The sequence below is a fragment of the Aerococcus vaginalis genome, assembly GCF_053762225.1.
Window position 1 is genome coordinate 336,172 of record NZ_JBSMYC010000002.1, and the last position, 13,207, is coordinate 349,378.

General features: G+C 42.7%; 12 protein-coding genes and 1 rRNA gene. 10 read left to right on the forward strand and 3 right to left on the reverse strand.

Features of this window, described 5'->3' with window-relative positions:
* The first annotated feature begins 107 nt into the window (after window positions 1-107).
* Entirely contained in the window at window positions 108-1,604 is a 1,497-nt protein-coding gene (locus ACWOEX_RS03930; protein ID WP_455298131.1) for an aldehyde dehydrogenase family protein, read from the forward strand.
* A gap of 154 nt (window positions 1,605-1,758) precedes the next feature.
* Here ACWOEX_RS03930 and rpsT read toward each other — a convergent pair whose 3' ends face one another.
* Window positions 1,759-2,010 (reverse strand): 30S ribosomal protein S20, encoded by a 252-nt coding sequence (gene rpsT, locus ACWOEX_RS03935; protein ID WP_455298133.1) that lies wholly within the window; start codon window positions 2,008-2,010, stop codon window positions 1,759-1,761.
* A 118-nt stretch (window positions 2,011-2,128) separates the two neighbouring features.
* Here rpsT and uvrB point away from each other — a divergent pair, with 118 nt between their 5' ends.
* From uvrB to mutY, 6 genes are all read left to right on the forward strand, one after another.
* Window positions 2,129-4,132: an excinuclease ABC subunit UvrB gene (gene uvrB / locus ACWOEX_RS03940; protein WP_455298135.1), complete on the forward strand. Its 2,004-nt coding sequence runs from the start codon at window positions 2,129-2,131 to the stop codon at window positions 4,130-4,132.
* Window positions 4,133-4,261: 129 nt separating this feature from the next.
* A complete protein-coding gene (locus ACWOEX_RS03945) occupies window positions 4,262-5,263 on the forward strand; it encodes a D-2-hydroxyacid dehydrogenase (RefSeq protein ID WP_455298137.1) in 1,002 nt (333 codons plus the stop codon).
* Between the two features lie 97 nt (window positions 5,264-5,360).
* Entirely contained in the window at window positions 5,361-6,377 is a 1,017-nt protein-coding gene (galE, locus tag ACWOEX_RS03950; RefSeq protein ID WP_455298139.1) for a UDP-glucose 4-epimerase GalE, read from the forward strand.
* A gap of 169 nt (window positions 6,378-6,546) precedes the next feature.
* Entirely contained in the window at window positions 6,547-6,810 is a 264-nt protein-coding gene (locus ACWOEX_RS03955; RefSeq protein ID WP_455298141.1) for a helix-turn-helix domain-containing protein, read from the forward strand.
* Between the two features lie 75 nt (window positions 6,811-6,885).
* Window positions 6,886-7,869 (forward strand): RecX family transcriptional regulator, encoded by a 984-nt coding sequence (locus tag ACWOEX_RS03960; RefSeq protein ID WP_455298143.1) that lies wholly within the window; start codon window positions 6,886-6,888, stop codon window positions 7,867-7,869.
* On the forward strand, window positions 7,859-9,025 hold the full coding sequence (gene mutY, locus ACWOEX_RS03965) for an A/G-specific adenine glycosylase (RefSeq protein ID WP_455298145.1): 1,167 nt from the start codon (window positions 7,859-7,861) through the stop codon (window positions 9,023-9,025). Before ACWOEX_RS03960 ends, mutY begins: the two co-directional genes overlap by 11 nt.
* Window positions 9,026-9,099: 74 nt before the next feature.
* Here mutY and ACWOEX_RS03970 read toward each other — a convergent pair whose 3' ends face one another.
* Window positions 9,100-9,678 (reverse strand): DUF402 domain-containing protein, encoded by a 579-nt coding sequence (locus ACWOEX_RS03970; RefSeq protein ID WP_455298177.1) that lies wholly within the window; start codon window positions 9,676-9,678, stop codon window positions 9,100-9,102.
* A gap of 156 nt (window positions 9,679-9,834) precedes the next feature.
* Between ACWOEX_RS03970 and ACWOEX_RS03975 the strand changes: the two genes are divergently transcribed.
* Window positions 9,835-11,046, forward strand: coding sequence for a hypothetical protein (locus ACWOEX_RS03975; protein WP_455298147.1), 1,212 nt, complete (start codon window positions 9,835-9,837; stop codon window positions 11,044-11,046).
* Window positions 11,047-11,124: 78 nt separating this feature from the next.
* Here the strand turns inward: ACWOEX_RS03975 and ACWOEX_RS03980 are convergent, their stop codons facing one another.
* The gene (locus tag ACWOEX_RS03980; RefSeq protein ID WP_455298149.1) at window positions 11,125-12,198 is read right to left on the reverse strand and encodes an FUSC family protein; all 1,074 of its coding nucleotides are present in this window, start codon (window positions 12,196-12,198) and stop codon (window positions 11,125-11,127) included.
* Window positions 12,199-12,322: 124 nt separating this feature from the next.
* Between ACWOEX_RS03980 and ACWOEX_RS03985 the strand changes: the two genes are divergently transcribed.
* Together ACWOEX_RS03985 and ACWOEX_RS03990 are read left to right on the forward strand one after the other, a co-directional pair.
* Entirely contained in the window at window positions 12,323-12,781 is a 459-nt protein-coding gene (locus ACWOEX_RS03985; RefSeq protein ID WP_455298151.1) for a Fur family transcriptional regulator, read from the forward strand.
* Window positions 12,782-13,127: 346 nt separating this feature from the next.
* Window positions 13,128-13,207, forward strand: a 16S ribosomal RNA gene (locus ACWOEX_RS03990); the annotation flags it as partial.

The following is a 13,207-nucleotide window of genomic DNA, read 5'->3' on the forward strand; positions in this document are numbered from 1 at the left end:
GGGACTTGAGCATAACACTTGCACACTTCACAAATTAGCGTTAAGGTCATAATTGTTGTTGGTGAAAAGTTACTATTGTTTTGTAATCAAGGACAGGAGGACTATTAATGTCTAAGAGACCAAAATTGAATTTACAAGAACGTTACGGACTATTCATTGATGGTGAATTCGTCGATGCAGCAAACGGCGAAACCATGAAAGTAACTTCTCCAGCTGATGGCTCATTCTTAGCTGAAATTGCAGCGGCGAGTGAAGCTGATGTTGACAAAGCTCAAAAAGCTGGGGAAAAAGCGTTTAAAGAATACCGTACATGGACACGTCAAGAACGTGCAGCAATGTTAAATAAAATTGCTGATGTGATTGACGAAAACCTCGAACACTTAGCACTTGTAGAAACAATGGATAACGGTAAACCAATCCGCGAATCCAAAACGCACGACCTTCCAATGGCTGCGGAACATTTCCGCTTCTTTGCTGGGTTGATTGAGACTGAAAAAGGCTCATTGCGTAAGATTAATAACGATGTATTATCACTCGTTTGGCATGAACCATACGGTGTTGTTGGACAGGTTGTTCCTTGGAACTTGCCATTATTGATGGCTGCTTGGAAACTTGCACCAGCTTTGGCAGCAGGGAACACAGTGGTGATTAAACCATCAAGCTCAACATCATTATCATTACTTGAATTGATGCGCTTGACTAAAGATATCATTCCTGCCGGTGTTGTTAACGTCGTGACGGGTAGCGGTAGCACAGCTGGTGACGCTGTCTTGAAACACCCAGGCTTCAAGAAATTAGGATTCACCGGTTCAACAGAAGTCGGCTACTCTGTCGCTAAACAGGCAGCTGATCGCTTGATTCCTTCAACCCTTGAACTCGGTGGTAAGAGTGCCAACATTATCTTCAACGATGCAAACCTCGATGAAGCTGTCGATGGGACGTTGATGGGTATTCTCTTCAACCAAGGGGAAGTATGTTCTGCCGGTTCACGTGTTTACGTTCAAGAAGACATCTATGATGAATACATTGAACGTACGAAACGTGCTTTTGAAAAGGTTAAAGCTGGTATGCCTTGGGAAGAAGATACACAAATCGGTGCGGAAGTTAACGAAAACCAATGCAAGAAAGTTAATGGTTTCGTTGAACGTGCAAAAGAAGAAGGTGCAACCATCGTTACGGGTGGTGAACGCTTAACCACTGGTGAATTCGGTGAAGGTGTTTACTTCCCACCGACGTTGATTACAGACGCTGCACAGGACTCTGAAATTGCTCGTGAAGAAATCTTCGGACCCGTTGTCGTTGTGATGAAGTTCAAGGACGAATCAGAAGTCATTGATCTCGCTAACGACTCTGAATACGGTCTTGGTGGCGGTGTCTTCACAAAAGATATCAGCCGTGCATTGCGTGTCGCAAGCGCGATGGAAACGGGTCGTGTATGGATTAACTGCTACGACTTGTTACCAGAAGGTGCGCCATTCGGTGGTTACAAGAAATCCGGTATTGGTCGTGAAAATGATGAACATGCATTCGAAGCCTACAGTCAGGTGAAGAATGTGATGATCGACATTTCCGATGCACCATCTGGCTTGTACGACATTGATTAATTAGTGAGTCAATCATTAAAATATTGACGTTTACACGAGGTGCGTGATCTCATCAGAGGTTGCGCACCTTTTTTTTATGGTTTAAAGGCAAAACAAAAGAGGAAAGCACAATGAATGAACTTTCCTCTTTTTGTGTTCAATGCCTAGGCATCGATTAGTTTAATTTAGAAGCCATACGAGCTTTTTCGCGGGCTGCCTTGTTTTTGTGGATAAGGTTTTTAGCGACCGCTTTGTCAACCAATTTGGTAGCGTTGCGGAACAATTCTTCCTTGTTATCAGCGCCTGCTTCAACAGCTTGGTTGAAACGTTTGATCGCTGTACGCATTGTACTCAATTGAGAAGCATTTTGTTTGTTTGCTTTAGTAGATTGACGTTCGCGTTTGATTGCGGATTGAATAATCGGCATAGTTGACACCTCCATTTTTCAGTTTTAAGGTATAGTGAAATAAATCAGTAACAGAAACATTGTACAGAATTCGACGGTTCGATGCAAGCGTTAATTAATCGAGGAGTGAATTTCAGTTATGGCAACACCAACTAATACCCCTTTTGAATTGGTATCTCCCTACAAACCGAACGGTGATCAACCCGAGGCCATTAAGGAATTAGTCGATGGGATCAATCACGGGGATAAATCACAGGTACTGCTCGGAGGTACCGGGACCGGAAAAACGTTCACGATGGCGAATGTCATTGCTGAAACAGGACGACCGACCTTAGTGCTCGCACACAATAAAACGTTGGCGGGGCAGCTTTACGGTGAGTTAAAAGAATTTTTCCCGAATAATCATGTGGAATATTTTGTTTCCTATTATGACTACTATCAACCGGAAGCGTACGTGCCATCGAGCGATAGCTATATTGAGAAGAGTGCATCGGTCAATGATGAGATCGACAAACTGCGTCATTCGGCGACCAGTGCCATTTTGGAAGCACGCGATACGATTATCGTGGCATCCGTCTCGTGTATTTATGGATTAGTGGACCCGAGAGAGTACGCAGAACATGTGCTGTCCGTACGCGAAGGCGAGATGATGGATCGCGATGAAATGATGCGTCGTCTCGTCGATATGCAGTACGAACGCAATGACATTGATTTTAGACGTGGAACGTTCCGTGTGCGCGGAGATATTGTGGAAGTTTTTGTACCGTCACGTGAAAATCAGGCGATCCGCGTAGAATTTTTCGGTGATGAGGTGGATCGTATCCGCGAGATTGATGCGCTGACAGGAGAAGTTCTCGGTGATATCAAGCACTATCCGATCTATCCAGCGACGCACTTTGTGGTTGATTACGATAAAATCCACAAAGCCGTTGAAAGTATTGAGAAGGAACTGGAAGAACAGCTCGCTGAATTTAAGGAAAAGGGTAAGTTGCTCGAAGCGGAACGTCTGGAACAGCGTACGCGTTATGATATCGAAATGCTGTTGGAGATGGGGTACACAAATGGTATCGAGAACTATTCGCGTCATATGGACGGACGTGCAGCAGGAGAACCGCCGTACACCTTATTGGACTTCTTCCCGGATGATTTTTTACTGATGATCGATGAATCACACATGACAGTGCCTCAGTTACGCGGGATGTATAACGGTGATAAAGCCCGTAAAGAGCGTTTAATCGAGTATGGTTTCCGTTTGCCAAGTGCCTTGGATAACCGCCCACTGAAATTGGAAGAATTCGAAGAGCGTTTGAATCAGACGATTTATGTATCAGCGACACCGGGTGATTATGAACTCGAAAAATCCGATAAGCACTATGTTGAACAGATCATTCGTCCGACCGGATTACTCGATCCAAATGTCGAAGTACGCCCGATCGATGGACAGATTGATGATTTAATCAGTGAGATTAATGAACGTATCGAAAAAGAAGAGCGCGTCTTTGTCACCACTTTAACGAAACAGATGGCAGAGGACTTAACCGATTACCTCGAAGAAGCGGGGATTAAGGTGAAGTACCTCCACAGTGATATTAAAACGCTGGAACGTACGGAAATTATTCGTGACTTGCGTCTCGGCATGTTTGACGTCCTCGTCGGGATTAACCTATTGCGTGAAGGGATCGATGTGCCGGAAGTTTCTCTAGTTGCGATTTTAGACGCTGATAAGGAAGGTTTCCTACGCAATCAACGGTCGTTGATTCAGACGATCGGTCGTGCGGCACGCAATGAGAATGGACACGTGATTATGTATGCTGACCATATTACGGATTCGATGCAATTTGCGATGGATGAGACGGCACGTCGACGTGGGATTCAACAAACCTTCAACAAAGAGCATGACATCGTACCGAAGACGATCCATAAAGAAATTCGCGATAACATTACGATTGCGAGTGCACAGCAGGGCGACGAAGAGGAAAATCTTTCCAACAAACTGGCGGATATGGACTACAAGAACAAGCAGGAAGCGATCAAGAACCTGGATATGGAAATGCATCAGGCTGCGAAGAATTTGGAATTCGAACGTGCTGCCGAATTGCGCGACATCATTATGGAGTTGAAGTCGGAGTATAAGATTAAATAAGTGAATTTATAAACAGTATAAAATGAATCCGATTTCAATACGCGTGAAACTCTTTACAATTTCGCTGGTAAAGAATATAATGACTGTGCTGTGAAAAATATAATTTGATTGGCGGAAGGAGTAATTACCTTGACTAAAATTTATATGTACGGTGTGAGTGAGGCAGAAGTACCATTCATCGAAACGTGGAAAAAAGATCACCCAGAAATTGAAGTTGTAACAGATGAAGATATCTTGAGCAATGAAACGGTTGATCGTTGTTTGGATGCAGATGGTGTGACAACTTACCAATACGCAAAAGTTGATCATGACGTTTACGCTAAATTACAGGAAAACAACATCCACAACATTTCTCAGCGTATGGCTGGTTTTGATCCGTTCGATTTGGAAGAAGCAAAGAACCGCGATGTTATTATCACAAATGTTCCTGCTTATTCTCCAGGATCAATCGCAGAATTTTCTGTGGCACAGATGTTGAATGGATTGCGTCATATGTATCGAGTATACAATCGCTCTCGTCAACACACTTTCCTCGAAGGTGACGAAGTCCGTGGTGCTCGTTTAGCTAATTGCACGGTAGGTATTATTGGTACTGGTCGTATTGGACGTGAAGTTGCTAAGATTGCCCACAATGGTTTTGGAGCTAAGATTTTAGGTTACGATGTTTACCAAAATGAAGAAATTAAATCGATTTTGGAATATCGCGATACGGTTGAAGAAATCATGAAAGAAGCTGACGTGATTTCTTTGCACCTACCTGCATTGGAGGATACCATCCACATTTTTGATACTGAAATGTTCAAACACTCAAAAAAAGGCCAGGTTTTAGTTAATGCTGGTCGTGGCGCATTGATCGACACACCAGCTTTACTCGATGCCTTAAAAGAAGGTCGTATCGGCTTCGCTGCGTTAGACACTTACGAAAACGAATTCGATTACGTGAAACACGACTGGAAAGACAAGGAAATGGAAGACAAGTTACTTGAAGAATTAATTGCTCGTGACGATGTTTCCTACACACCACATTTGGCTTACTATACGGATGAATCCGTTCAAAACATGGTATTCTTCGCATTACAGTCAACGTTGAACATCATCGAAAATGGTGACGATGAAAATCGTGTAAACTAAATAACTATTATACTGCACGAAAAGGGAGGTCAGATACCTCTCTTTTCTTATACGCAAAAATGGTATGATAGACCTATAATTATCGAGGAGGAATACGATGGCAATTTTAGTGACAGGTGGTGCCGGTTATATCGGTTCACACACCACGGTAGAATTATTAAATGCTGGTATGGATGTTGTCGTTGTGGACGACTTGTCCAACAGCAATGAAAAAGTATTTGATCGTATCGAAGAGATCGCAGGCAAGCGTCCAACCTTCTACAAGATTAATATCTTAGATCAGGACGCATTAAACGAAGTTTTTGAAAAAGAATCAATCGATGCGGTAATTCACTTTGCAGCGTTCAAAGCAGTCGGTGAATCCGTCGAAAAACCATTGGAGTATTACCACAACAACACAGGTGGATTGATTTCCGTTCTAGAAGTCATGCGCAAACACGATGTGAAGAATATCATCTTCAGTTCTAGCGCAACGGTCTACGGTAGCGAAGGTGTATCGCCATTGAAGGAAAGTGCGCCAACTGGTTCTGCCACCAACCCATACGGCTACACGAAAGTGATCGGCGAACGTATCTTGACAGACTTGAGCCATTCTGATGACAGTTGGTCTGTCGTATTACTCCGCTACTTTAACCCAATCGGTGCACATGAGAGCGGGCGTATCGGTGAAAATCCAAACGGTATTCCAAATAACTTGATGCCGTACATTACGCAAGTTGCTATCAAGAAACGTGACCACTTGAGTATTTTCGGTGATGACTATGATACCCCGGACGGAACAGGTGTCCGTGACTACATCCACGTGGTCGACTTGGCACAGGGACATGTCGCTGCGGTGAAATATGCGAAGGAACATCACGGTGTCGAAGCCGTAAACTTGGGCACAGGTGAGGGGTATTCTGTATTGGATCTCGTGCATACTTTCTCCGAAGTTAACGACATCGAAGTGCCTTATGAAATGGCACCGCGTCGTTCAGGAGATGTCGCTACAACATTTGCAGATCCATCCAAAGCAAAAGAATTGTTAGGTTGGACTGCGCAGCGCGACTTGAAAGATATGTGCCGTGATTCTTGGAACTGGCAGAAAAATAATCCGAATGGCTACGAAGGTTAGTCATTCATGAAGTAAAGTGACCGGCAGCTTGTCGGTCACTTTTTATTTGTTAGTAAAAAATTAAATTTTTATAAAGGTCGTTGAAAATCAGGAGTTACCATTTTTATTCAGAAATATGAGTGGTATATACTAGCTTTTGAAAAATATTATTAATGAGTGAGGGCTGACTATGGGAAGACAAACAGGGACAGAAACAGTATCAAAAGCTAGCAAGGAATTAGCACGCAAACAGGCCAGCAATATTGCCGCGGATGTATTATTGAAGATTCGATTAGAAAAAGGCTTATCGCAGATGGAGCTTGCGAAAATCTCCGGACGCAAGCAGAGTTATATCTCGCGTGTCGAATCAAAGAATCAAAATATCAGTTTAGCAACACTACAAGGGATTGTGAATGCAGCGGGTGGCCGTTTGCAGGTGGATGTTAAATTTTAAGGATTTCACATAAAATGAAAAAGCAAGTATGATAGTAAGCAGTAGTGGCTTACTTTTTTTATGGAGGTGATTCCTATGTCGGCCTATCAACGACCAGTAAAATTAACAGATATCGGTACAAAAAAAGCAATAAAAACTGAAAAGACAGCTGAAACCCGAAAAGCAGCAAATACTGAAAAGGTTTCGCCCAAGAAATCATCTAAACAGATCGAGAAATTTGTTGATCAAAAGGTTCAAGAGAACTCAAAACAAAAAAATACGATTACAAAAATTGAAGCACAAAAAAGACGGAAAAATCGCTTTAATCTCTATATTGATGATGAATTTGTCGCAGGTATCAGCGAACGAACGCTGACGAAATTGATGCTCGTGAAAGGGCAAGCGCTCACAGATGAAGAAATCAAACGGGTTAAGCAGACCGAAGAGCGTTCACAGTTAATAGAGACCGCGATCAACTATCTCGCAGCTATGCCACGCACAGTCAAAGAAGTGCGTGATAAACTGAAAGACGTTACCGATGAAGCGGATGCAATCGATGAAATTATCGAATATTTGACGTCCCTCAATTATTTGGATGATGCGAGTTATGCGAAACACTATATGAATGATGCGATTCATCTGAAACAAAAGAGCCCGAAACGTGTACAGTATGAATTACGAAAAAAAGGTGTTTCCGATCGTATCATTGAAGCAACCTTAGTGGGATATGCCGAAGATGATGCCGTGCAAAATGCGCGTGCGCTTGCTGAGAAAAAATATCAACAATATTTGCGAAAAACATCGCAGTACTCGAGTTTGCAGAAAACGTATGCCTTTCTAGCGCAGAAAGGATTTTCCGGTGACGTGATTAATGAAGCGTTGGAACCGTTGAAGGAAGAAGCAGTCGATGAAACGCAGGAAATGGCTAATTTACGACGCGACCGCGATAAGTATTATCGTCGCTACCAGAAATATGACGATGGCGTGTATCGCACAAAGCAGCAATTAATCAAAAAAGGTTATCTGCGCGAGCTGATTAATGATGTGATGGATGAATTGGAGGATTCATATGACGGATGAACAAGTGACCAATCAAGTAGAAAGACCGGAAAATTGGATCGGACGTTCAGCGATTGTTGATGCCGGAGAGACAATCGAAGGCATCCAAATTTGGGGCGAACGTACGATTAAGTTGTTCCGAGAGGTACTGCTCGATTGGTATGATCAACATGGTCGTGACCTCCCGTGGCGTGAAACACGCGATCCCTATCGCATTTGGGTATCTGAGATTATGTTGCAGCAGACGCAGGTGGAGACGGTGAAGGATTATTATCGTCGCTTTTTAGCGCATTTTCCAACAATTGAAGCGTTAGCTGAGGCTGATGAAGCAGAATTACTCAAGGTGTGGGAAGGGCTCGGCTATTACTCACGCGCTCGTAATATGCAGGTCGCTGCCAAGACGGTTGTCTCCGAATACCATGGCGAATTTCCTAGCAACTATGAGGGTATTTTGAAGTTGAAGGGCATCGGACCGTATACAGCAGGAGCTATTGCGTCGATTGCATTTGATGAAGTGGTGCCTGCTGTCGATGGGAATGCGATGCGTGTGTTCGGTCGTCTGTTCACGATTACGATGGATATTCGCAAAGGGAAAACACAACGCGTCTATCGTGATATTATTCAGCAGATTATCAGTCCCGAACGTCCAGGCGCATTCAATCAAGCCATTATGGATCTAGGTTCAAGCTATGAACGCGCAAAAAATCCAGATAGTGCAAATAGTCCAATTAAAGATTTCAATTTGGCAACACTCACCGGCACAGCTGAAGATTTTCCAGTTAAATCGAAGCTCAAAAAGCCGAAAACATTGCATTTCAATGCGCACATTTATGAAACGCCTTCGCACCGTGTAGTAATTACGCAGCGTAAATCGGAGCGACTCTTACACGGTATGTGGATGGTGCCGCTTGAGGAAACGAATACAGATAATGCCGAAGCTATTCGAGAAAAGTCAGTGGTTTATGATTCAGAAACTATCGGCGAAGTGAAACATGTCTTCAGTCATCAAGTATGGCAAATAGCTGTCGACTATACACAGGTTTCTGAAGCAGAAGGTGAACAGCTGGCAGAACAATACGATGGGGAATTGATCAGTGTCTCTGATAGCGAACATTATCCATTCCCAACTGTTCAAAATAAAATTTGGGCAGTGCTCGATGAGAAGAATGCACAATAGAATCAAAAACACACGACAATTGGCATAACCGATCGTCGTGTGTTTTTTCATCACATGCGCATGATAAGCACTGATCAATACGATTTTTTCTTGTGCTTGCGGCGTTGTTTTTGATTTTTTAGCCGGTAGCATAGCTGACAATAACGTCGATACCAGATATCAACGTATTCCTTCGAGAAAGGACCAAGCCCCTCATCGATCCAACGAATCAACTCATCGAGATGACTTTTGATGATTAAATCGATTTCTTCGGGATAGTCCATTTCACGACTGTGTTCGATATACTCATCGCTATCGAGCAATCGCTTCTCACCGTTAGGGAAAATCTTGATATCGAGATCATAGTCGATATACTTCAGTGCTTCGTTGTCAAGAACATAGGGTGACGCAAGATTGCTGTAGTATGAAATACCGTTCGAGCGAATCATTGTCACTATATTAAACCAGTACTTCTTATGGAAATAGAGCAGTGCTGGTTCACGCGTTACCCACTTGCGACCATTATCCTCAATCACTAGGGTATGATCGTTGCAGGCAATGACGCTATCACCGCTAGTTTTTAGCACCATACAGTCTTTCCACGTACGGTGCAACGTACCATCATGCTTATAACTCTGCACAGTGATGAACTCTCCTTCTTTAGGATGGTGCATCACAATGTTCCCTTCTTTTCAGAAAAAATTCACTTTATTATAGCATAGTTTTCAAAAAGTATTAAAGTAACGCACAGGAGAGTGGCGATGATTCCTAACATAGGATATGATAAAATGAATTGAATAGTAGATTGAGAAATAGGGAGGAACATCTCAATGCGAGGAACAAAGAACACATGGAAGATCGTTGTTGTCTCAATCATTGCTGCTGCGATTATTATTTTCTCTGGGTATGCTTATGGTAGCTACAAAGAAAACAAATTCTTAGCAGAAGACAGCGGAGAACTTGCAAAACAGCAGGAAGAAACAAAATCAAAAGAAACGCCGACGACTGATTTCGCTGAGCATCGAGACGATGCAACGATTGCAGAATATTTGGCTTATGTTCACCAAGAAAATCAAACCGTTAATGTTTCAGCAATCACTAATATGGGTGACACAAGAGAATGGTTGAAAGAGGGCTTGACGCAAGTCGCTGGTCAAATTGATATGGACAAGAGTCGCCTCAATTACAGCGAACACCCTAATGACCGCGTGAATAGTGCACAGTTACTTGAAGATACAGACTGGGAAGCTATTACCAATGAACAGGCGGAATTAACGATGGTCGTATTCCCAAATGCCGCAGACTATCGCGATGGTGCTGAAGTCTCTGACAGTATCGATAACGCACGTGAAATTTACCGTAATTTGCGTATAGCTAATCCAAATACGCAGGTACTATTCCTGACTGTGCCTGCTGAGAGCAATCAATTTAATAGCGATGCAACTTATCGCGAGCGTGTACAACAGTTCAATGATGGGCTCAATGAGGCAGGAATGAACAGTTTCGACCTCGTTAACGGAGAAAATGCGTTGATCGATCAGGAGTTTGAGAAATACAACGATGATGGCTTAACCCCTGACAGCTATGAACATTTAGTAGAATCATTGGTTAAGCAACTTTCTGAACAGAAAATGGCTTTAACCTTAGGATTTAACGGCGATAATGATGCTGAAATCGAGCAATTACAGCAAGAAGCTGAGGAAGCGAGAGCGAGAGAAGAACAAGAAGCTGCCGAAGCCGAAGCTGCTGCTCAAGCTGCGCAACAGCGTGCCGCTGAAGAAGAAACCGCACGTCAACGTGAAGCGGAACGTCAGGCACAGGAAGCTGCCGAGGCCGAAGCCGCACGTCAGCGTGAAGAACAAGCCGCTCAGGAACAGCAAGCACAGCAGAATGCGGAACAGAATGTACCGAATCAGATGGATCCAAATGCGGTACCGGGCGCAGGTAATCCTGGGGCAGTCGCTCCAGACGCTCAAGGTGGACAAGCAGGTGCACCACAAACGCCTGCTGGAAATGGACAGGCAGCTGCGGGTGCGCAATAAATAATTGAATCATGATGGATAATAAAAAAGATGTGACCGTTTTTGGATCACATCTTTTTTATTTTGTCTAAATAGCGATTAATCATTCACTTCATCGTGATATGTATGGTAGGAGCGAACGATTTCGTTAAGATGAATCATTTCATCTTCGACATTAACAATTGCACCTGCAATTAATATTAATGCATTACTTTTCTTTAACTTATTATTGTCGGGTTGTCCTTCAATCTTTGCTTCCTTAAACAAGTTCTCCATCAATTTTTGGCGACGTTGTTCAGTTGGGACAAAGAAGTTAACCTGTTGTGGTGGAATCTTACGATCAAACTTGAGATAGATTTGTTCATTTGCTGCTGATAATGTTTCGATACGTTCACGAATCTGAAAACGCAGATCATCATCCAGTTCAAATAGAATATTGGTATGTGTATGAATCAGATGCAGAAGATTAACCATTTCAGTCAGCACATCGAGAAAACTTCGGAACACCGTTAGCTTACGTTCACGGGCCATACGCTTCGACGGTAACCAAACGATTTCTTCCTTGGCGAGCTCGAGTAATTTTTTCATCTCGATAATTTGCTTACTCGTCCAATTTAAATCTGAGTTGAGTGACGTATATTCGCCGTTCTTTCTTAGAATTGCCCGCAAACGAATCAAAATTTCAGAAGATGTTTGATGCATCTGTTGATAGAAATGATCATCGTAATGCGGCGGGAAGATAAATAGATTGACGAAGAAAGCAATCAATACACCAACAATATTCTCCATAACACGCCAGAATGCGGTCTGAACTAATAAATCGATCGAATCAACGGGGGTCAGCATGATGACAATAACAGTAATGCTGGCCAGCCCGATCACATTCTGTAGATTGATCGTATTCATAATCATGATGAAGACGATCACTGTCACACCCACAACGAGCGGACTATTACCGAATGATGCATAGGCGATCACTGCAGTAATCCCACCAGTTAGTGCGGCAATGCTCCGGGAGAATAATGTACGCCAGGACTTCTGTATCGTCTGCTGTAGTCCGATAATGGCGATCCACGCAGGTTGCATGGTCGATATATAAGGAATAAGATTACCAATCAGCATAGCAATAACAACACCGATTCCCGTTTTGACTGTCCGGGCACCTAATTTCATAGTAACGGTCCATTCCTTTCATTAACTAGCTTTTTATTGCCGTATAGCATATTATGACTATAGTAGCAAAAAAGAATCAAGTGACACATTAAAAAAGAATAAATATCGCGAGGGAGGTATTGTGATGTTTAATCTCGATGACCACCAACAACAATTACTGACCGATAGTATCGACATCCTCAGACAGGATGCTGTTCGCATTACTGATCAGAGAAAGGCCATCCTGAGCTATTTAATTTCTACGGATACACATCCAACTGCTGAAAAAATTTACGAAGTGATCCGTAAAGAAGTTGCTGTGACGAGTTTGGCAACTATCTATAACAATTTGAATCTCTTTGTCCAAAAAGGATTAGTAAAGAAAATCAAAGCTAAAGATGAAGCAATCCATTTTGACTTCTTTATGGAGAAACATTATCACGTCATCTGCGAATGTTGCGGAAAGATTGTCGATTTATATTACCCACAACTCACAGAATTCGAGCAATATGCTGAAGAAAAAACAGGGTTCCAGATCACGGCACATACTGTAGAAATCTACGGCACATGCCCGGAATGCCAGCTCAAACAACAGCAGAATTAATTTCTGAAAGAAAAATTAAAAAAGTTTCAAAAAGGGGTTGCCAAACTTTCAGGATGCTGATATTATATCAAAGTTGCTTCTTACGGGAGGCAAGCGAGCGGAAATCGCTCGAAAAATTCTTCAAAAGAATTTCGAAAAAAAGTGTTGACAAGCGCCTGATAATAAGTTATATTAATTAGGTCGCATCGGGCGACACGATAGGTCTTTGAAAACTGAATAAAGTAGATGAACCAAAATGTGCAGGGAATGAATCACAAGATTCTCCCAAACAATTCATAAAGTCTTGACGGACTATAAACTGTCAGCAAACTTTACGAGTCAGATACGATAACTCGTGAAATTAATCTTTCATGAGAGTTTGATCCTGGCTCAGGACGAACGCTGGCGGCATGCCTAATACATGCAAGTCGTGCGAACAATCATGGT

Coding starts and splice junctions, on each gene's coding strand:
- ACWOEX_RS03930 (WP_455298131.1), top strand. CDS start 108: ATGTCTAAGAGACCAAAATTGAATTTACAAGAACGTTACGGACTATTC.
- rpsT (WP_455298133.1), bottom strand. CDS start 2,010: ATGCCGATTATTCAATCCGCAATCAAACGCGAACGTCAATCTACTAAA.
- uvrB (WP_455298135.1), top strand. CDS start 2,129: ATGGCAACACCAACTAATACCCCTTTTGAATTGGTATCTCCCTACAAA.
- galE (WP_455298139.1), top strand. CDS start 5,361: ATGGCAATTTTAGTGACAGGTGGTGCCGGTTATATCGGTTCACACACC.
- ACWOEX_RS03955 (WP_455298141.1), top strand. CDS start 6,547: ATGGGAAGACAAACAGGGACAGAAACAGTATCAAAAGCTAGCAAGGAA.
- ACWOEX_RS03960 (WP_455298143.1), top strand. CDS start 6,886: ATGTCGGCCTATCAACGACCAGTAAAATTAACAGATATCGGTACAAAA.
- mutY (WP_455298145.1), top strand. CDS start 7,859: ATGACGGATGAACAAGTGACCAATCAAGTAGAAAGACCGGAAAATTGG.
- ACWOEX_RS03970 (WP_455298177.1), bottom strand. CDS start 9,678: ATGCACCATCCTAAAGAAGGAGAGTTCATCACTGTGCAGAGTTATAAG.
- ACWOEX_RS03975 (WP_455298147.1), top strand. CDS start 9,835: ATGCGAGGAACAAAGAACACATGGAAGATCGTTGTTGTCTCAATCATT.
- ACWOEX_RS03980 (WP_455298149.1), bottom strand. CDS start 12,198: ATGAAATTAGGTGCCCGGACAGTCAAAACGGGAATCGGTGTTGTTATT.
- ACWOEX_RS03985 (WP_455298151.1), top strand. CDS start 12,323: ATGTTTAATCTCGATGACCACCAACAACAATTACTGACCGATAGTATC.